The following is an 18,985-nucleotide window of genomic DNA, read 5'->3' as shown; positions in this document are numbered from 1 at the left end:
TTACGCCTTCCCGCCGTCGTAGAGCGCGGTCACCTCCTGGTCGGTGAGCGCCTTGTCGTACACCTGGACCTGGTCCACGGAGCCGTTCCAGAAGTCGGTGTTGTTGCCCGACCACTTGGCGCGCCCCACGGACAGGGCGCCGCTGCTGACGTCGGCCGATCCGGCCGCGGTGGTGGAGGCGAGCTTGCCGTCCACGTACAGCTTGATCTGGTCACCGCTGCGGACGCCGACCAGGTGGTACCAGTGGCCGAGCTCCGGGGTCATCTCCGCCCGGGCCCGGTGGGCGCCGGGGGTGGAGAAGGCGAACGCGCCCTGACCGTACTGGAGGTAGAACGGGTTCTCCTGGCGCCGGCCGTCCTGGCTGACGACGGTGGCGTAGTTGCCCGGGAGGGCGTCCAGGGAGGCCCAGGCCGAGACGGTGTAGTCGCCGGTGGTGTCGACGACCGGGCCGTCGGTCTCCGCGTACTGGCCCTCACCGTTGAACTTCAGCGCCGAGCCGTGCACGCCGGGGGTCCAGGACGTGCCCTCGGAGAGGGTCAGGTCCTTGTGGTTCGGGCCGCTGTCGGCGGCCTTGGTGCCCTTGTTCTCGTCCAGCGACCAGGAGCCGCCGCCCTTGACCGGGGTGCGGGTGCCGGCCGCGGCGCCGGCGGCGATGACCTCGCGGTTGATCTCGCGGACCTGGGCGGCGTCGACCTTGATCTCGCGGCGGTCGTACGTCCAGAGGCCGTTGAGCTCGTTCTCCAGGTCGGTCACCTGGGTGTAGATGGAGCCGGAGAGTTCGGCGCCGGCCGCTTCCAGGTAGTACGTGCGGGTGTTCTCGACGTACTTGGCGGTCAGTGCGGCCTTGTCGGCGACACCGCTGTAGATCACGGTCGGGGCGCCGGGCCACATGTGACCGGGCATCCGCAGCGTGAAGCCGCCGTGCTCGCCGTCCATCGCGGCGCGGTTCGCGTCCGGGAAGGCCGGGTCGGTGTTGTTGTAGTCGTGGTGGTCGATGATGTCGCCCTTGCCCGAGTCACCCTTCGAGTTGCAGCAGTTGACACCGCTGTGGGCGTTGACGATGCGGGAGGGGTCGGCGGCCTGGACCTTCTCGGTGATCTTCCCGGTCTCGGTGCGGTCCCATTCGCCCCAGCCTTCGTTGAAGACGATCCAGGAACCGATCGAGGGGTAGTTGTGCAGCTGCTTCATCATCTCGGCGCCCTGGTCGAGGAAGGCCTGGTGGCCCTTCTCGTTGGTGAGGTTGCCGGAGACGAAGTCCTGCCACACGAACAGACCGAGCTGGTCGGCGTGGTAGTACCAGCGGGCGGGCTCGACCTTGATGTGCTTGCGCACGGAGTTGAAGCCGAGGTCCTTCTGCGCCTTCAGGTCGAAGACCAGCGCGTCGTCACTGGGCGCGGTGTTCAGACCGTCCGGGTAGAAGCCCTGGTCGAGCTGGGCGAGCGAGAAGAACGGCTTCCCGTTGAGGACGATCTTCTGGTAGCCGCCGACCTTGGCGATGCCGACGGAGCGCATGCCGAAGTAGCTGTCGACGGAGTCCTTGGAGCTGCCGTCCTTGAGGGTGACCTCCAGGTCGTACAGGTACGGGTCGTCCGGGGTCCACAGGTGCTGCTTGGCGACCGGGAGGCTCAGCTCGCGGTTGGCCGGGCCGCTGATCCTGCCGACGACCTTGCCCTTCTTGTCACGGGCGACGGCGGTGACCGTGGCGGACTTCGAGGCGCTCTCGGAGTTGACCGTCAGGGCGAGGTTGCCCTTGTCGATGTCCGGGGTGGTCGTCAGGGAGTCGACGGCCGCCGGGGCGACGGGCTCCATCCAGACGGTCTGCCAGATGCCGGAGGAGGCGGTGTAGAAGATGCCGCCCGGGTTGGCCGACTGCTTGCCGGTGGGCTGGTCGGGGCCGGTGGTGTCGGTGACCCCGACGACGATCTCCTGGGGGCCGCTGCCCTTGATCGCGTCGGTGATGTCGGTGGTGAAGGCGGTGTAACCGCCGGTGTGCTCGGCGACCTTCTTGCCGTTGACCCAGACGGTGGCCTGGTAGTCGACGGCACCGAAGTTGAGCTTCAGCCGGTTGCTCTTGCCGTGCTTGTCGCCCTTGACGGCCCAGTTCTTAGGGACGGTGACGAGCTTGCGGTAGAACATGTGGTCTTCGTGGCGCTCCAGACCGGAGAGCTGCGACTCGACCGGGTACGGCACGGTGATGCGCTCACCGAGCTTCTTGCCGAAGACGGGCTTCTCGCCGGCCTTGGCGCCGGCGAACTCCCACTGGCCGTTGAGGTTCTTCCACTGGTCGCGCACCTGCTGCGGCCGGGGGTACTCGGGCAGCGGGTGGTCGCGGTCGACCTTGTCGCCCCACTTGGTGGTGAGGCGGTGCGTGGAGTTGTTGGTGGCCGTGCGGTTGATCTCGGGGACGGTCTCGCCGCCCGCCTTCAGGCCGGCCTTGCCGTCGTACGCGATCTTGACGCGCTGGTCCTTGAGGACGGCCGCGTCCAGCTTGACGACGAGTTCCTTGCCGCCGCGGGTCCGGGTGACGGACTTGACCGGCATCGGGGTGGTGTCGGCCTCGATGGTGAGGTGGTTCTTCAGGTCCGCGTAGTCGCTGACCTTGTCGTCGAAGACGGCGTGCAGCTCGGTGCCGTTGTCCGCGACGCTCAGCCCGACCGGGTAGACCTCGAAGTCGGCGGGCGGGGTGAAGGCGGACTCCGGGACGAACTGCCTGGCCAGCTTCGGGCTGGACCAGCGCAGGAACATGTTCGCGCCGCCGGTGTCCTGGAACATCTCCAGCTTGAACTCGTGCGCCTCGCCGGCCTTGAGCGTGATCGGCTCGCTGGTCTGCTCGTTGTCCCAGTCGGGCTGCCAGTGGTCGATGACGGCCTTGCCGTCGATGAAGAGCCGGAAGCCGTTGTCGCCGCTGGCGGAGAAGGTGTAGTCGCCGTCCTCGGGAGCGGTGAGGAAACCGGTCCAGCGGGCGGTGGTGTTCTCGGTCTGCCCGGTGGTCGACTCGAACGTTCCCGTGAGGCCGGGGAAGTTGATGTTCGGTTCGAGGGCGACCCCGCCGAGCTTGGCGAAGTCCCGCGCGCCGGGCGCGGACATGCTGAAGTACTCGCCCTTCAGCCCGTGGACGGTGGTGGCCGGGTCACCGGCCTTGAAGGTGGTCGAGGCGGCGCTCGCCGGGGCGGCCGCGGCGGCCGGGACGAGCGTGGCACCGAGGGGGATGAGCAGCGCGGCGGCGCAGGCCGCCGTCCTGAACAGAGCGCGGGGGCGGGGCGTTTGTGGTCTCAAGGCGTCGTCCTGTCGAGAGAGCTGAAGTGCCTCGAACCTGTGAGGCACAGCACACAATCGAACATTGAGCCACAGCATCAAACGCAAAACAACAGTCGTGCGCGAGGATTTTTCAACGATAGAAAGAACGGTCGGCGCGCGCCCCGCGAGGGAGCACGCAGACCGCCCCCTTCGCACACCTTGGGTGCGAAGGGGGCGGCCGGGTACGAAAGGGCGGACCCTGAGGACGGGTCAGATGGCGTAGCCGTACGGGGCGGGGGCGTGCACCGTGCCGTTCAGCGCGCCGGCCGCGTCCCGGGCCCAGGAAGGGCTGCGCAGCAGCTCGCGGCCGAGGAGGACGGCGTCCGCGCGGCCCTCGGTGAGGATCTTCTCGGCCTGCTGCGGGTCCGTGATGAGGCCGACGGCCGCCACCGGCAGCGAGGTCTCCCGCTTCACGCGCTCGGCGAAGGGCACCTGGTAGCCCGGACCGGTGGCGATACGGGCGCGGGGCGCGTTGCCGCCGGTGGAGACGTCGAGCAGGTCCACCCCGTGGTCCCGCAGGAGCGCCGCGAGGCGAACGGTCTCGTCGGCCGTCCAGCCCTCGCGCTCGTCCTCGGGGTTCTCGGTGAGCCAGTCCGTCGCGGAGACGCGGAAGAAGACCGGCAGTTCCTCGGGCCACACCTCGCGTACGGCGTCGACCACCTGGAGGGCGAGGCGCACGCGGTTCTCGAAGCTCCCGCCGTACTCGTCGGTGCGGTGATTGCTGTGCGGGGAGAGGAACTGGCCGATGAGGTAGCCGTGCGCACCGTGCACCTCGGCGACCTGGAAGCCCGCGTCGAGGGCGCGGCGGGCGGCCTGGCGGAAGTCGTCCACGACGCCCGCGATCTCGTCGGTGGTCAGCTCGTGCGGGACCGGGTAGCCCTCGTCGAACGGCAGCGGGCTGGGGCCGACCGGGGTCCAGCCGTGCGCCTCGGGGCCGACGGGGCCGCCGCCGGTCCAGGGGGCGGCGGTCGACGCCTTGCGCCCGGCGTGGGCGAGCTGGATGCCCACGACCGAGCCCTGCGCCTTGACGAACTCGGTGATCCGGCGGAACGCCTCGACCTGGGTGTCGTTCCAGATGCCGAGGTCGGCCGGGCTGATGCGGCCCTCCGGGCTCACGGCCGTGGCCTCGGTGAGGATCAGGCCGGTGCCGCCGGTGGCACGGGCCGCGAGGTGGGCGAAGTGCCAGTCGTTGGGCACACCCGTCTCGGGCCCCTCCACCGCGGCGCTGTACTGGCACATCGGCGCCATCCACACCCGATTGGGCACGACAAGCGACCTGAGGGTGCAGGGCTCGAAGAGGGCACTCACGACGGACTCCGTTTCGCCGGGTACGGAAGGATCGCTAGTACGATACATCCCGTAGTACGACGCCCGTCAAATTACGACCCCTCTCGTACAAGTGGCCCGCGGCCTCGCCGGGGCGGGGTCAGCGGGGTTTCAGCGGGTACGAGCTGCGGCCGGCCGCGTCGTCTATCTCGTCATGCGCCTTGGTCAGCAGCTTCATCGCCAGTTCGTTGAGCGCCCTGGCCCCGGCGATCTCCTCCCCCACCCGGGGCTGCTCGGCGTCGGAGGGGTGGCGGCTGGCGTAGCCGTGGGCGCGCACCTCCTGTCCGTCGGAGAGCCGCACCAGGGCGGCCGCGCGGGTGCGGTGGGTGTCCTCCTCGAATGCGAGCTCGATGTGCCATCCGACAGCGGTTCGGGTCATGGGGTCCACCTCCGGAAGATCTCCCTTCCAGGGTGCGCCCGCCGCCGGGCCGCGCGCGAACGGGCGGCCCTCGCTCAGGCGCCCGGCAGCCGGCCCCGGCGCCGGAGCGGGATGGCGGCGTCGGCGTCGTACATCTGGTTCCAGCTGCGTCCGGCGCCGGACGCCCAGGTGACGTGGGCGGTGCCGGCTTCGACGCGGACGGCCTCCACGGTCATGGCGCGGTCGCCGTCACGCACATCGCCCCGGTGCAGTTCGTCCGCCCGGACGGTGACGGGCTCGGCCGGCCCGCTCTCGGCCTCGTCCGCCGCGAGACCGAGAGCGGCGGCCAGTTCCCGGGCCCGGGCCGGGGTGCACAGGAAGGTGCGCTCGCCGGACGGGGTGGCGACCGTGATCCCGACCTCCGCCCCGGCGGGGGCGACCTCCAGGATTCCGCCGCCCCTGTGCTCGTCCGTCATCGTGCGCACCTTCCCGTGTACGTTCCGTGCCCCCCGGGCTCAGTCCAGCCGGAGGCTTTCCGGCGGGCCCAGGTAGCTCGGTTCGAGGCCGCCGGTGTCGATCACCAGGTTCTGGAGGACCACCGTCGGGTCGACCATCCAGAATTTCAGCACATGCGTCCCGGGGCCGGCGATGCGGTGGACCGTGCCGGTGATGTTGACGTTGTCAGAGGTGTGCCGGGCCCACTGGGCGTTCATGGTCCCGTCGTCGGCCCCCGTCGCCTTCGTGACGTTCACCCGCTGCGGGGCGGCGTCGTCGAAGGAGACCGCGTACGTCAGCCCGTCGGTCGGCAGCGCGTTGTTACGGGGCGAGAGGTACGCGTACACGGTGACCGGCCCGGTGGTGAAGAGGCTGACCCGGTACTCCAGGCGCGGGCTCCGGCCGCCGGGCGTCCGGCGGGCGGCAGTGACCGGGAAGGGCTCCATGCCGGCCCCGGTGCGACCGATGTCCGGGATGCGCTGCCAGCTGACGCCCCCGCCGCCGACCGCCCGGTGGTAGTGGTCGGCCTCGATGGACACGTGTCCCCCGGCCTCCACGAAGCCGCCGAGCCGGGACCGGGAGAGCGTCGGGCGGTCCGCCACCGCCGTCACCGTCACCTCGGCCCCGTCCGGCCCGGTGACGGTGACCGGGACGCGGGTGACGCCCTTGGGCGCGCGGTCCCAGTCGACGCGCAGGGTGATCCGGTCCTGCGTGGTGACGCGTCCGCGCACCCGGTCGGCGGTCAGCCAGGACGCTCCGGTCCGCACCCGGTAGTCGAACGGGGCGCGGCCCCGGTTGAACACCTCGATGTACTGCGCGGGCCGGGTCTGATAGGGGCTGAACACCGGCAGCACGGCGGGCGCGGTCTCGTGCGGCCACCACGCCGTGGAACCGTCGACGGCGACACCCATCGCGGCCGCCGCCGGCAGGTCGATGCGCTTGACGGCCGGGAAGAGCACGTCCTTGATGGCGACGTTGTCGATCTCGGGCTGCTGCCAGGGCGCGTTGGGCCCATAGCGTTCGACGTCGCCGTAGTCGATGTGCGGCTGGGTCTGGAAGCCCTGCCACTTGCCGCCCGCGACCTTCTTGTTGAAGCGGTCGGCCAGGGCGAGGTCGTCGGCGAGCCGCGCCTCCGCGGTGGCCGCCAGCTCGTTGGTGAGGGCCCGGCCCTGGGCCGCGTAGTGGATGTTGGTGAACTCCGCCTCGCGCAGCGCGTACAGGTTGGCGGTGGCCGCGACCTCGTAGCCGACCAGTTCGTACCAGGCGTCCTGCGCGGAGGCGGGCAGCCTGCGCCCGATCCGCCCGGCGCGCTCGCCGAGCCGGCGCCACTCGTCCGTGACGCGTTCCAGCTCGCGGTAGTGGACGAGGCTGAAGGGGGTCGCCCGGTCGTCGTAGACCACGGCCGAGCTGTCGGTCGCGGGGTCCTTGGCCGGGTCGAGGGTGATGCGCCGGTTGAGCAGTTCGGGCTTGCGGCGGGCCTGGAGCCGGGCGTACTCACGCAGGACGGAGGCGATCTCGGCGGCCTGCTTCTCGCCGAAGTTCTGCCGGGCGTACGTCTCCTCCCACTCCGGCAGCCGGTCCAGGGTCCAGCGCTCCGGGTTCCAGGCGTACTCCAGGAAGAACTGCGTGGGCAGCTCGTTGCCCTTGAGGTCCCCGACGTTGGTGACCCAGAGGCCGTGGTTGCCGTACGCGTGGCACTGGTGGAGCTGGTCCCACATGTTGGGGAGGGACGCGGTGTCGACCCACTTGTAGTTGCGCCCGACGCCCACGTAGTCGAAGTGGTAGTACAGCCCGTAGCCGCCCCGCCTCGGGCCCTCGGCGGGGTCGGGGAGCTTGCGGACATTGGCCCAGTTGTCGTCGGTGAGCACCACGGTGACGTCGTCGGGAACGCGCAGGCCCCGGTCCCAGTAGCGCTGGACCTCCTTGTAGAGGGTCCAGACCTGCGGGATGGTGGTGACGTCCTTGCCGGAGACCTCGGCGAGGATCTGCCGTTGGGTGGCGATGATCTCGCTCATCAGCTCGATGCCGTCGCCGTCCGGGAGGCTGACGTCGCCGTTGCCGCGCATGCCGAGCGTGACGACGCCCTCGAAGTCCTCGTCCTTCATCCGGCGGATGCCGTCCGCCCAGTACGCCTTGAGCGCGTCGGCGTTGCGCCGGAAGGACCACTCGCCGGTGCCGCCGTAGGGGTCGTGGCCGGGGGTGGTGATGGTGCCCTCGCTGTCGCGCACGGCGGCGACGGCGTGCCGGTTCCACTCCTCGATGCCGCGCATCATGGGTGCCTCGTGCGAGGTGCCCATGACGACGCCGTACGCCTTGGCGGTGGCGTGGTTGAGCGGATCGTCCTCGGCGAAGGCACGGCCCCAGACGGCCGGCCACAGGTAGTTGGCCTTGAGCCGGAGCATGACCTCGAAGACACGGGCGTAGAAGTCCGCGTTGAAGCCGCCCTCGAAGCCGGGCGCCTTGCCGGGGCCGAAGTACGCGGGTGCCCAGGTGCCGAGCGCCGGGTTCTCGTCGTTGATGAAGAAGCCGCGGTACTTCACGGCCGGGGTGCCCTGGGTGTGCCGTCCGGGCAGTACGTGGATCTCGTCGCGCTGCACGGGGACGACGTCGTCCCACCAGTACCAGGGCGAGACGCCGATGCCGCGCGAGACGTCGTAGGCGCCGAAGATCGTCCCGCGCTGGTCGCTGCCCGCGATGACGAGGGCGCGCTCGACACCGGGCAGCGGGTGCTCGACGACGGTCTGGAGGCTCGTCTCCCACTTGCCCCGGATCGAGGAGACGTCGAGCCGGCCGTCGGCGACCAGCCGGTCGATCAGGGGGCTTCGGCCCACGGTGCCGACGACGGTGATCTCGCGGGCCTTGGGCACCGCCCCGTGCGACAGGGCGGGGCGGACCCCGGTGACGCGTTCGATGTCGTCGCGGAGGTCGCCGGCGACCCTGACGACGCCCGGCCAGTCGCGGTCGCTGACCAGGAGCGGTGCCGCCCGTCCGTGCCTGACCAGCGGGAAGCTGCCGCGCCGCGCGGTGAACGAGATGTAGGCGCCGGGGTCGGTGGGCCGGGGCGCGGGGCCGTGGCCGGTGGCGGACGCCTCACCGGTCAGTCCGACGAGGGAGCCGAGGGGTGTGGCGGTGAGTGCGGTGAGGCCCAGGCCGAGGCCGAGGACCGATCTGCGGGTGGCCCGGCGGGGCGTGCCGTTGGCGGAGCTGCCGGGGCCGGGAGTGTCGCTGTCCATCCTGCTCTCCTTCTCCGTACTCAGTTACGGCCGCCGGCGAGCAGCAGGTCGTCGCGCAGGGCGCTGTAGGCGGGCTTGGCCTTGTAGTCCTCGTCGAAGAGGTTGGCCGCGCCCTCGCCCTCGAAGGTGCCGGGCACCCAGGAGTACTTGTCGGTGAAGCCCCACACCGTGAAGTCGGTGCACTTGCGGGTGAGCAGGCAGCCGCGCAGGAGCACGTCGTAGCCCTCGGCCTGCGCCTCCTGCTTGGTGCTGTCGGAGGGCATCGGGATGCGGACGTCGGCCTCGGTGATCGCGGTCTCCAGGCCGAGGTCGTCGAACCGCTTCATGTTCTCGGCGATGTCGTGGGGCGCGTTGTACTGGACGGACAGGTGGCCCTGGATGCCGACGCCGTGGACCGGTACGTGCTGCTTGCGCAGCTTGACGACCAGGTCGTAGAGGGCGGTGCTCTTCGCGTTGACGCCCTCGATGTTGTAGTCGTTGATGAAGAGCTTGGCCTTCGGGTCGGCCTCGTGGGCCCAGCGGAAGGCGTCCGCGATGTAGCCGGGGCCCAGCTTCTGGAGCCAGATGCTGTCGCGCAGGCTGCCGTCCTCGTTGAACGCCTCGTTGACGACGTCCCACTGCCAGATGCGGCCCTTGAAGTGGCGGGCCTCGTCGGTGATGTGCTTGCGCAGGATGGCGCGCAGCTCGTCGGCGGTGAAGTCGCCGGTGGTGAGCCAGGCGGGCAGCTGGTTGTGCCAGAGCAGGGTGTGGCCGCGCACGAGCTGGCCGTTGGCACGGGCGAAGTCGACCAGCTTGTCGGCCTCCTTCCAGTCGTACTGGCCGCGGTTCGGCTCGACGACCTCCCACTTCATGACGTTCTCGGGGGTGACCGAGCTGAACTCGCCCGCGGCCTTGGCGCGGTAGGGCGCGTCGTCCGCCAGGGCCGCCATGTCGACGGCGGTGCCGATGCGCACACCCGACCGCAGACCGAGGGCGCCGAGGGTGGTGGCCCGCGTGTCCTGGTGCCCGCGTCCGTGGTCGTCGCGGGCGAAGGCGTTGATGGTGCCCGGGGCGAGCAGGGCCGCGGCGGCGGTGCCGACCAGAACAGCCTTGATTGGCTTGCGCATGACAGAAACCCTTCGAGAGAGCGCGCACGACCGGTCCCCGGTGACCGAGGGGGCGTGCGCGGGAACGGGTGTTTCGAAAGTTTCGTGGATCTCTGGACCGGGCGGGGGCGCTGCGGTAAGGGCGGCGGCGCCCCCGCCCGGGGTTCGGGGTGCGGTCAGCCCTGTACGGGGGCGGCCGCCGGCACGGCTTCGACCTCCGCGCCGCACACCAGCCGGCGCCGGTGATCCACCGTGCGCTCGGGACCGGTGAGGCGCAGGTGCACCGTGTGCCGGATGTCCTCGGCACCGCTGGACGTGGCGAGCCGCAGCTCCAGCGCGCCCGGCTCCACGACGCGCCGTCCGCCGATGCCGGTGAAGGACACCAGGTCGGCGTGGAACCGGAAGCGCACCCGCGCCTCCTGGCCCGCGTCGAGCGGGACCCGGGCGTAGCCGATGAGCCGCGTGTCGGGCCGGGTCGTCTGGGCGACCGGGTCGTGCACGTAGAGCTGGACGACCTCCGCGCCCGCCCGGTCCCCGGTGTTGCGGACGGTCAGCTCGATGTCGGCGGAGCCGTCGGTGGGGATCTCCTCCGGGGCGGGGGCGCCGGGCTCCCAGGCGAAGGAGGTGTAGGTGAGGCCGTGGCCGAAGGGGTACAGCGGCGTCGGGTCCAGGTTGCTGACGCCGTTGGCGAGCCCGAGCGGCGGCTGGAGGTAGGTCCACGGCTGGCCGCCCGGGTGGCGGGGGACGGAGACCGGCAGCCGGCCGGACGGGCTGACCCGGCCGGAGAGCACGGAGGCCAGGGCCGGACCGCCCTCCTCACCGGGGAAGAACGCCTGGACCACGGCGGCCGCACGGTCCGCCCAGCGGCCGAGCGCGTACGGGCGGCCGGTCAGCAGGACCAGGACGACCGGGGTGCCGCTGTCCAGCAGCGCGTCGAGCAGTTCGCCCTGCACGCCCGGGAGCGCGAGGTCGTCGGCGTCGCAGCCCTCGCCCGAGGTGCCGCGCCCGAAGAGCCCGGCCCGGTCGCCGAGTACGGCGACGCACACGTCCGCGTCCCGGGCCAGGCCCACCGCCTCCGCGATGCCCGAGGTGTCGGTGCCGTCCACCTCGCAGCCCGGGGCGCCGGTGACCGTGGCTGCGGGGAACTCGCCGCGCACCGCGTCGAGCACGGTGGGGATGTCGATGCCCATGGCGGTCTCGGGGTGCAGGACGCCGACGTGGCTGGGGAAGGAGTAGCAGCCGAGCATGGCGAGCGCGTCGTCGGCGCGGGGGCCGATCACCGCGATCCGCCCGGTGCCGGCGAGCGGCAGCGCCCCCTGCGGGTTGGCGAGCAGGACCACGGCCTGTTCGGCCAGTTCGCGGGCGAGGGCGCGGTTGCGCGGCGGGTCCAGGTCGATCGTCTCGCGGGCCCGCTCCGGGTCGGTGTCGCGCAGGAGCGCGGGGAGCGGGGTCCAGTCGGGGTCGAGCAGCCCGAGTTCGCACTTCTGGAGCAGGACCCGGTGCAGGGCGCGGTCGACCAGGGCCTCGGGGACCGTACCGGCCAGGACGGCGGCGGCGAGTTCGTCGCCGTAGCTGCGGACGGTGGGCAGTTCCACGTCGACCCCGGCGTTCAGCGCGAGGCGGGCGGCGTCGGCGCGGCCCTCGGCGACCTTGTGCAGGGTCTCCAGGAAGCCGATGGCGAAGTAGTCGGCGACGACGGTGCCCTCGAAGCCCCAGGTGTCGCGGAGGAGCCCGGTGAGCAGGGCGGGGTCGGCCGCCGACGGCACCCCGTCGATCTCCGCGTACGACTGCATGACGGAGCGGGCGCCGCCGTCGAGGAGGGCCATCTCGAAGGGCGGCAGGATGACGTCGGCCAGTTCCCTGGCCCCGGCCCGGACCGGCGAGAGGTTGCGGGCGCCGGCCGATGCCGCGTACCCGGCGAAGTGCTTGAGGGTGGCGACGATGCCGGCGGACTCCAGGCCCTTCACGTACGCGGTACCGATCGTGGCGACGAGGTAGGGGTCCTCGCCGATGGTCTCCTCGACACGGCCCCAGCGCAGGTCCCGCACCACGTCCAGGACCGGGGCGAGGCCCTGGTGGATGCCCACGGACCGCATGTCGCTGCCGATCCGGTGGGCCATCTCGGTGACCAGGTCCGGGTTCCAGGCGGCGCCCCAGGAGAGCGGGACGGGGTAGGCGGTGGCGCCCCAGGCGGTGAAGCCGGCCAGGCACTCCTCGTGGGCGAGCGCCGGGATCCCGAAGCGGCCGGCGCCCGTGATGGCCCTCTGCGCGCGGGCGAGCGAGATCGCGCCGACGGCGGGGTCGACGGGGGCGGTGCCGAAGGGGCGGGTCAGCTGACCGAGCCCGCGGGGGATCAGCGCGTCCCAGTCGACGGCGTCGACCATCTTGTCCTGGTGCGGGGCGACCCCCTCCCCGTCGGCGTCGGCGCCCACCCAGATTCCGTAGAGCTGGGCGGTCTTCTCCTGGAGGGTCATCCGGGAGACGAGATCGGCCACGCGCTCCTCGGGGGCGAGCGCGGGGTCCTGCCACGGGCCGTCGACGGCGGTGGCCGCTTCGGTCCTGCGGGCATGCGGAACAGGGGGGTTTGCCATGGCGGCGGAAAATCCTCTCAAGAGTGGGGTGGTACGCGGCGGCGTGGGTGCGTTACTTGCCGCCCACCCCCATCAGTCCGTTGACCAGTGCCTTCCGTGCCACGAGGTACACGGCGAAGATCGGTACGACGGAGAGCACGATCGCGGCGAGCACGGCCGGGATGTTCACCCCGAACTGGGACATGAAGTTGAAGAGACCGAGGGTCAGCACCCGGTTCTCCTCCGACTGGGTCAGGATCAGCGGGAACAGGAAGCCGTTCCACGCCTGGAGCGCCGTGTAGATCGCGACCGTGCTGATGCCCGCCTTGGACATCGGGATCGCCAGCTGCCACAGCATCCGCAGCGACGAGGCGCCGTCGAGCGCCATGGCCTCGTACATCTCCTCGGAGACGTCGCGCATGGTGCCGCTGAGGATCAGCACCGCCACGGGCATCGCGAACGCCGCGGTCGGCAGGATGATGGCCGGCAGGCTGTCGTACAGGCCCATCTTGCTGATGAGCAGGTAGAGCGGCACGATCACGGCCTGGGCGGGGATGGCGACGCCGAGCAGGAAGGTGCGGAAGGCGAGTCCGGAGAGCCTGCTGCGGGTGCGTACCGCGACGTACGCGACGGGGATCGAGAGGACCAGCACGATCGCCGTGGTCGCCACGGCGACGATCGCCGTGTTGGAGAGCATCGTGGAGAAGCCGCTGTCCAGCACCGTGCGGTAGTTGTCGAGCGTCGGGTTCGTCGGGATGGCCAGCGGGTCGCCGTTCAGCGCCTCGTCCTGGTGCATCAGCGAGGACGAGACCAGCGTGTAGAGCGGGACGATCACGAGCACGAGCCAGACCAGCGAGCCGAGGCCGGCCAGCGGGTTGCCCCACTTGCGGCGGCGCGCGGCGGTGGCCGGGCGGGTGCGGTTCAGGGGGCGTGCGGGGCGCGCCGCGGGGCGGGTGTCGATCGACATCGCGTCACATACCTTCCCGGGTGGAGCGCATGTTCCCGAAGCCGCTGAAGCGGACGAGGATCAGCGAGATCGCGGTGGCCACGACGACGAGGGCGGTCGCGATCGCGGCGGCGTACCCGAGGTCGTAGGTCTGGAAACCGGTGCGGTACATCAGGTACGGCAGGATGGTGGTGTCCGTGCCCGGGCCGCCCTTGGTCATGATGAGCACGGTGTCGAAGTAGGTCAGCGAGCCGACGATCATCAGGACGGAGGAGGTCGTGATGGTGTTGCGCAGCTGCGGCAGGGTGATGTGGAAGAACTGCCGGAACATTCCCGCGCCGTCGATCTCGGCGGCCTGGTAGAGGACCTGCGGGATCTGCCGGGTCCCGCCCTGGTAGATCAGGGTGTGGAAGGGCATGAACTGCCAGCCCCCGACGAACGCCACGGTGAGCAGGGCGCCGGTGGACGAGCCCATGATGTTCGGGTCGATCCCGAACCAGGGCCCGATCTCCTTGATGACTCCGAAGTTGGGGTCGAGCAGCGCGTGGAACAGCATCGCGATGGCGGTGGTGGACAGCAGCAGCGGGATGAAGAAGATCGCGGACAGCACGGCGCGGCTGCGCTGCCGGCCGGCCGCCCAGACGCCGAGGAGCAGGGCCACCGGGGTCTGGAAGGCCCAGCTGATGGTGGTGAGGAGCAGGCTGAGCCAGGCGGCCTGGCGGAACTCGGGGTCCTTGAAGAGCCGGGTCCAGTTGGCCGTGCCGGCGGAGGTCGGGTCGTTCAGCCCGTCCCAGTGGCAGAAGGAGAGGTACACGGCGATCGCCAGCGGGACGATCGCGAAGAGGGCGAAGAAGAGGATGCCGGGCAGCGCCCAGGCGACCGGGGGGCGGCCGACGTTTCCGACGGCCGCCTTCCGTCCTCCGCGCACCTTCGGTGACGAGGAGACGTGCGACATCGTTACTTGACGGCCTTCATTGCGGCGACGAACTGCTCGGGCGTGGACTTGCCGGCGAACAGCTTGCTGATCTCGGTGAGCAGCGGGGTGGCGATCTTGGATTCCAGCGCCTGGTCCCAGGAGAGGGTGAAGTCGGGCGCCTTCTGGACCATCTCGTACTGGTCGGTGGCGAACTTCGGGTTCGGCGATCCGCTCAGCATGGAGGCGGCGTTGGAGGTGGTGGGCACGTCGCCGTTGTCCACGAGGGCCTGCGCGTAGGACTTGGACGCCATGGTCTTGAGGAAGGCTATGGCCTCGTCCTTGTGCTTGGTGCGGGCGTTCACCGACCAGTAGTTGGTGGGGTTGCCGACCACGTCGGCCGGGTCGCCGACGCCGCCGGCGACGGTCGGGAAGTTCGTCCAGCCGAGGTCCTTCTTGGCGAAGTCGGGCGCCTTGCCGAGCTGGGTGGAGTACTCCCACGAGCCCATCAGGTGCATGGCCGCCTTGCCCTTGTTGAGCAGGGTGGGCGCGCCGCCGTTGCCGTAGTCGACGGAGTTGAAGTTCTTGCCGAACGCGCCGTCGTCGACGAGCTGCTTGACGGTCTGGGCGGTCTTCAGGACGGCCGGGTCGCCCCAGGCGGAGCTGTCACCGTTCTGGATCTTCCGGAAGACGTCGGGGCCGCCGATCCGGTCGAGCAGGTACTCCATCCACATCAGCTCGGGCCACTTGTCGGAGCCGCCGAGGGCGAACGGCGTGATGCCCTTGTCCTTGAAGGTCTTGATGGCCTTCTGCAGGTCCTCCCACGTCTTGGGGACCGTGACGCCGTTCTGGGCGAAGAGGGCCTTGTTGTAGAAGAGCATCACGGGCTGCATACCGCGCATCGGGACGCCGTAGACCTTCCCGTCGAGGCTGCCGGCCGTGACGATGGAGGGCAGGAAGCCGTCCTTCAGGGTGGCGTCGCTCTTGAACGTCGAGGTCAGGTCGACCAACTGGTTCGCGTCCACGTACGGCTTGATGGAGCCGCCGCCCCAGTTGAAGAAGATGTCGGGGGCGCTGGGGGAACCCATGGCGCTGCGGAGCTTGTTGACGTACTCGGTACCGGGCACCGGGACGAGCTTGACCTTGACGTCGGAGGTCTTGTTGAACTCCTTGACCGCGGCCTCCTGCACCTTCACCGCGTCGTCGCCGTAGACGTACGCGGTCAGCGTGCCGCCGCCGTCGCCGCCGCTGCCGCCGTCCGATCCGCAGCCCGCCAGGACCCCCGCCATGACCATGGCCGCACCGGCGGCGGTCCATCTCGCCGCGCGCTTGCCCTGAGTGAAAATTCCCGACCGCATGACCGCACCTCTGTCGAATCTTTCGGAGTTGCTTGCGAATGTTGCCGGAACCGTACGGTTGGGTTTCCGGCCAGTCAAGAGGTCGCGGACAGCGAATTTTTCGTGGAGGACCTCGCCGCCAAGAGGCCGCCGGGCGGTTACGATTCGCTCTATGAGCCCCGCAAACGTCCAGTCACATCAGGAGAATGCGCCTGCCGCAGCGCCGTCGGACGGCACTGCCACGCTGGCGGAAATCGCCCGAGCGGCCGGAGTCTCGGCTCCGACAGTTTCGAAGGTGCTGAACGGGCGTGCCGATGTCGCGCCCGGTACGCGCACGAAGGTCGAGGAGCTGCTGCTCCAGCACGGCTACCGCCGCAGACGCGGCTCGACCACGCAGTCGCAACTCATCGACCTGGTCTTCCACGAGCTGGACAGCGCGTGGGCCATGGAGGTCGTACGCGGGGTGGAGAACGTCGCACGCGAGGAGGGCCTGAGCCTGGTCCTCTCGGAGAGCGCGGGCCGCCTCAGCCCCGGGCAGACCTGGGTCGACGGAGTACTGGCCCGCAGGCCGGTCGGGGTCATCCTGGTCCTGTCCGACCTCACCGCCGCCCAGCGCGCGCAGCTCACCAGCCGCAGCATCCCGTACGCGGTGGTCGACCCGGCCGGAGACCCCGGTGACGACATCCCGTCGGTCGGCACGACGAACTGGCAGGGCGGTCTGGCCGCGACCCGCCACCTCACCGGCCTGGGCCACCGCAGGATAGGCGTGGTCAGCGGGCCGTCCCGGATGATGTGCAGCCGGGCCCGGGTGGACGGCTACCGGGCCGCCCTGGAGACGGCCGGCATCCCGATCGACCGGTCACTGATCCGCGAGGGCGAGTTCTCGCACGAGGCGGGGTACGCGGCCGGGATGGAGCTGCTGCGCTCGGCGGACCGGCCGACCGCCGTCTTCGCCGGGAACGACCTCCAGGCGCTCGGCGTGTACGAGGCGGCGCGCGAACTGGGTCTGCGCATCCCGGAGGACCTGAGCGTCGTGGGCTTCGACGACCTGCCGCTCACCCGGTGGATCGGCCCGCCGCTGACCACGGTGCGCCAGCCCCTGATAGAGATGGCCGAGACGGCCGCCCGGCTGGTCCTCGACCTGGGCCGGGGCCGGCAGCCCGCCACGACCCGGGTGGACCTGGCGACGAATCTGGTGGTCCGCAGCAGCACGGCCCCGCCCTGCCGCTGAGAGGTCCGCCCGCCCCGGGACACCCCGGGCCGTGGTCCGGGCCGCTGTCAGTCCCGGGGTGCAGACTGACCGATATCCGGCACAACGGCGTTTCGGGAGGTTCGGTCATGACCGGGGTACTGCTCACCGTGGGCACCCGCAAGGGGCTCTTCATCGGCCGCAGGCGCGGCGGTACGTGGGAGTTCGAGGGGCCGCATTTCAACGCCCAGGCGATCTATTCGGTCGCCATCGACACCCGGGGCGGCCGGCCCCGGCTGCTGGTCGGCGGGGACAGCGCGCACTGGGGCCCGTCCGTTTTCCACTCCGACGACCTGGGCGCGAGCTGGGTCGAGCCGAAGACCCCGGCGGTGAAGTTCCCCGAGTTCACCGGGACCTCGCTGGAGCGGGTGTGGCAGTTGCAGCCGGCGGGGCCCGAGGCGCCCGGCGTGGTCTACGCGGGCACGGAGCCGGCCGCGCTCTTCCGGTCCGAGGACGGCGGCGAGTCCTTCGAGCTGGTGCGCCCGCTGTGGGAGCACCCGACGCGTTCGCGGTGGGTGCCCGGCGGAGGCGGCGAGGGGCTGCACACGGTCCTGACCGACGAGCGGGACGCGCGCGCCGTGACGGTCGCGGTCTCCACCGCCGGGGTGTTCCGGACCTCCGACGGCGGCGCGAGCTGGGCCCCGGCCAACAAGGGGGTCTCGGCGGTCTTCCTGCCCGACCCGGACCCGGAGTTCGGCCAGTGCGTGCACAAGGTCAGTCGGGACGCGGCCGACCCCGACCGCCTCTACCTCCAGAACCACTGGGGCGTCTTCCGCAGTGACGACGCAGGGGGCAACTGGACGGACATCGGCGCGGGCCTGCCCTCGGACTTCGGCTTCGCCGTGGCCGCCCACCCGCACCGGGCGGACACCGCGTACGTCTTCCCCATCAACGCCGACGCCGACCGGGTGCCCGCCGAGCACCGCTGCCGGGTCTTCCGGACCACCGACGCGGGCGCCCACTGGGAGCCGCTGTCGGCGGGCCTGCCCGAGAGCGCGCACTACGGCACGGTGCTGCGTGACGCGCTCTGCACGGACGACGCGGACCCGGCCGGGGTGTACTTCGGCAACCGCAACGGCGAGGTGTACGCGAGCGCGGACGACGGGGACAGCTGGGAGCAGCTCGCCTCGCATCTCCCGGACGTGCTGTGCGTACGGGCGGCGTCGGTCGAGGTGTGAGCCGTGCGGGAGCGGCCTACGGCAGGCGCCAGTCGACCGGCTGGGCGCCCTGGGCGACGAGCAGCTCGTTGACCCGGCTGAACGGCCTGGAGCCGAAGAAGCCGCGGTCGGCGGACATCGGGGACGGGTGGGCGGACTCGATGGCCGGCAGGTCGCCGAGCAGGGGCCGCAGGTTGCGGGCGTCGCGGCCCCAGAGCACGGACACCAGCGGTTTGCCCCGGGCGGCCAGGGCGCGGATGGCCTGTTCGGTGACCTCCTCCCAGCCCTTGCCGCGGTGGGCGCCGGGCGAACGGGGAGCGGTGGTCAGCGCCCTGTTCAGCAACAGCACGCCCTGACGGGTCCACGGGGTCAGGTCGCCGTTCGACGGCCGGGGCAGTCCGAGGTCCGCGTTGAGCTCGCGGTAGATGTTCTCCAGACTGCCCGGCAGCCTGCGGACGTCCGGGGCGACCGCGAAGCTCAGCCCGATCGCCATCCCCGGTGTGGGGTAGGGGTCCTGACCCACGATCAGGACCCGTACGTCCTCGAAGGGCTGCTGGAACGCGCGCAGCACGTTCGCCCCGGAGGGGAGGTAGGTGCGGCCGGCCGCGACCTCCGCGCGCAGGAAATCGCCCATCTCGGCGATGCGCCCCGCCACGGGGGCCAGGGCGTCGGCCCAGCCGGGCTCGACTACTTCGTTCAACGGTCGCGCTGTCACAGAAGATCACCCTACCGGCGCAACGCGGCGCCCCGGGGATAGGGTGCTGCCCGTCCCCACCTCTACGCCCCCGGGAGCCGGTCCATGACGCCACACGGACAACCGGGCGCCTTCGTGCTCGGCGTGGATTCGGGCGGCTCCGGGCTCCGGGTGGCACTGGGCACGGCGGAGGCCGGCGCCCCGCTGTCCACCGTCGCGTGCGGGAGTCCAGTGCGCACGGGACCACGCGGCATCGACGCCGCGCACCTCCTGGGGCAGGTGCTGCCCGCCGTACGCGGGCTGCTCGGCGCGCAGGGCCCCGGCG

13 protein-coding genes and 1 pseudogene are annotated in these 18,985 nt (G+C 71.1%); 3 read left to right on the top strand and 11 right to left on the bottom strand.

The features are described 5' to 3' along the window. The 10 genes from G3I41_RS06660 to G3I41_RS06615 all read right to left on the bottom strand — a co-directional run bounded on the left by G3I41_RS06660 (nt 1) and on the right by G3I41_RS06615 (nt 15,518). Nucleotides 1-3,276 carry a LamG-like jellyroll fold domain-containing protein gene (locus tag G3I41_RS06660; RefSeq protein WP_164399366.1) on the bottom strand — a complete coding sequence of 1,092 codons (3,276 nt, stop codon included), beginning with the start codon at nt 3,274-3,276 and terminating at the stop codon, nt 1-3. Between the two features lie 231 nt (nt 3,277-3,507). After that, complete coding sequence (locus G3I41_RS06655; protein WP_164399365.1) at nt 3,508-4,605, bottom strand: NADH:flavin oxidoreductase/NADH oxidase; 1,098 nt, start codon at nt 4,603-4,605, stop codon at nt 3,508-3,510. A 118-nt stretch (nt 4,606-4,723) separates the two neighbouring features. Further along, entirely contained in the window at nt 4,724-5,002 is a 279-nt protein-coding gene (locus tag G3I41_RS06650) for a DUF1876 domain-containing protein (protein WP_164399364.1), read from the bottom strand. Nucleotides 5,003-5,076: 74 nt separating this feature from the next. Beyond that, entirely contained in the window at nt 5,077-5,457 is a 381-nt protein-coding gene (locus G3I41_RS06645) for a hypothetical protein (protein ID WP_164399363.1), read from the bottom strand. Nucleotides 5,458-5,496: 39 nt separating this feature from the next. Beyond that, nucleotides 5,497-8,709 (bottom strand): glycosyl hydrolase 115 family protein, encoded by a 3,213-nt coding sequence (locus tag G3I41_RS06640; protein ID WP_164399362.1) that lies wholly within the window; start codon nt 8,707-8,709, stop codon nt 5,497-5,499. 20 nt (nt 8,710-8,729) lie between these two features. Further along, a complete protein-coding gene (locus tag G3I41_RS06635; protein ID WP_164399361.1) occupies nt 8,730-9,815 on the bottom strand; it encodes an endo-1,4-beta-xylanase in 1,086 nt (361 codons plus the stop codon). Between the two features lie 155 nt (nt 9,816-9,970). Then, nucleotides 9,971-12,385: a glycoside hydrolase family 3 N-terminal domain-containing protein gene (locus tag G3I41_RS06630; RefSeq protein WP_164399360.1), complete on the bottom strand. Its 2,415-nt coding sequence runs from the start codon at nt 12,383-12,385 to the stop codon at nt 9,971-9,973. 52 nt (nt 12,386-12,437) lie between these two features. Continuing rightward, entirely contained in the window at nt 12,438-13,331 is an 894-nt protein-coding gene (locus tag G3I41_RS06625; RefSeq protein ID WP_164399359.1) for a carbohydrate ABC transporter permease, read from the bottom strand. 4 nt (nt 13,332-13,335) lie between these two features. Further along, nucleotides 13,336-14,265: a sugar ABC transporter permease gene (locus G3I41_RS06620; protein WP_143619846.1), complete on the bottom strand. Its 930-nt coding sequence runs from the start codon at nt 14,263-14,265 to the stop codon at nt 13,336-13,338. 2 nt (nt 14,266-14,267) lie between these two features. Continuing rightward, complete coding sequence (locus G3I41_RS06615; protein WP_164399389.1) at nt 14,268-15,518, bottom strand: extracellular solute-binding protein; 1,251 nt, start codon at nt 15,516-15,518, stop codon at nt 14,268-14,270. Between the two features lie 214 nt (nt 15,519-15,732). Between G3I41_RS06615 and G3I41_RS06610 the strand changes: the two genes are divergently transcribed. Together G3I41_RS06610 and G3I41_RS06605 are read left to right on the top strand one after the other, a co-directional pair. Continuing rightward, nucleotides 15,733-16,791, top strand: a complete 1,059-nt coding sequence (locus G3I41_RS06610) for a LacI family DNA-binding transcriptional regulator (protein ID WP_239081508.1) — start codon at nt 15,733-15,735, stop codon at nt 16,789-16,791. A 107-nt stretch (nt 16,792-16,898) separates the two neighbouring features. Next, nucleotides 16,899-17,987: an exo-alpha-sialidase gene (locus G3I41_RS06605; RefSeq protein WP_164399358.1), complete on the top strand. Its 1,089-nt coding sequence runs from the start codon at nt 16,899-16,901 to the stop codon at nt 17,985-17,987. Nucleotides 17,988-18,003: 16 nt separating this feature from the next. On the opposite strand, the gene G3I41_RS06600 is transcribed toward G3I41_RS06605, so the two are convergent. After that, nucleotides 18,004-18,681 carry a uracil-DNA glycosylase gene (locus tag G3I41_RS06600; protein WP_164399357.1) on the bottom strand — a complete coding sequence of 226 codons (678 nt, stop codon included), beginning with the start codon at nt 18,679-18,681 and terminating at the stop codon, nt 18,004-18,006. Between the two features lie 84 nt (nt 18,682-18,765). Between G3I41_RS06600 and G3I41_RS06595 the strand changes: the two are divergent. After that, a pseudogene (locus G3I41_RS06595) lies at nt 18,766-18,985 on the top strand (ATPase); the annotation flags it as partial.

The organism is Streptomyces sp. SID9727 (assembly GCF_010550605.1).
Lineage (GTDB): Bacteria > Actinomycetota > Actinomycetes > Streptomycetales > Streptomycetaceae > Streptomyces.
The sequence above is the reverse complement of the archived record's forward strand: the minus strand, read 5'-3'. Positions and strand labels throughout refer to the sequence as shown.

What these genes read in the sequence shown, in the direction of transcription:
- G3I41_RS06650 (WP_164399364.1), bottom strand. Translation starts at nt 5,002, where the DNA reads ATGACCCGAACCGCTGTCGGATGGCACATCGAGCTCGCATTCGAGGAG.
- G3I41_RS06645 (WP_164399363.1), bottom strand. Translation starts at nt 5,457, where the DNA reads ATGACGGACGAGCACAGGGGCGGCGGAATCCTGGAGGTCGCCCCCGCC.
- G3I41_RS06640 (WP_164399362.1), bottom strand. Translation starts at nt 8,709, where the DNA reads ATGGACAGCGACACTCCCGGCCCCGGCAGCTCCGCCAACGGCACGCCC.
- G3I41_RS06635 (WP_164399361.1), bottom strand. Translation starts at nt 9,815, where the DNA reads ATGCGCAAGCCAATCAAGGCTGTTCTGGTCGGCACCGCCGCCGCGGCC.
- G3I41_RS06630 (WP_164399360.1), bottom strand. Translation starts at nt 12,385, where the DNA reads ATGGCAAACCCCCCTGTTCCGCATGCCCGCAGGACCGAAGCGGCCACC.
- G3I41_RS06625 (WP_164399359.1), bottom strand. Translation starts at nt 13,331, where the DNA reads ATGTCGATCGACACCCGCCCCGCGGCGCGCCCCGCACGCCCCCTGAAC.
- G3I41_RS06620 (WP_143619846.1), bottom strand. Translation starts at nt 14,265, where the DNA reads ATGTCGCACGTCTCCTCGTCACCGAAGGTGCGCGGAGGACGGAAGGCG.
- G3I41_RS06615 (WP_164399389.1), bottom strand. Translation starts at nt 15,518, where the DNA reads ATGGTCATGGCGGGGGTCCTGGCGGGCTGCGGATCGGACGGCGGCAGC.
- G3I41_RS06610 (WP_239081508.1), top strand. Translation starts at nt 15,733, where the DNA reads ATGAGCCCCGCAAACGTCCAGTCACATCAGGAGAATGCGCCTGCCGCA.
- G3I41_RS06605 (WP_164399358.1), top strand. Translation starts at nt 16,899, where the DNA reads ATGACCGGGGTACTGCTCACCGTGGGCACCCGCAAGGGGCTCTTCATC.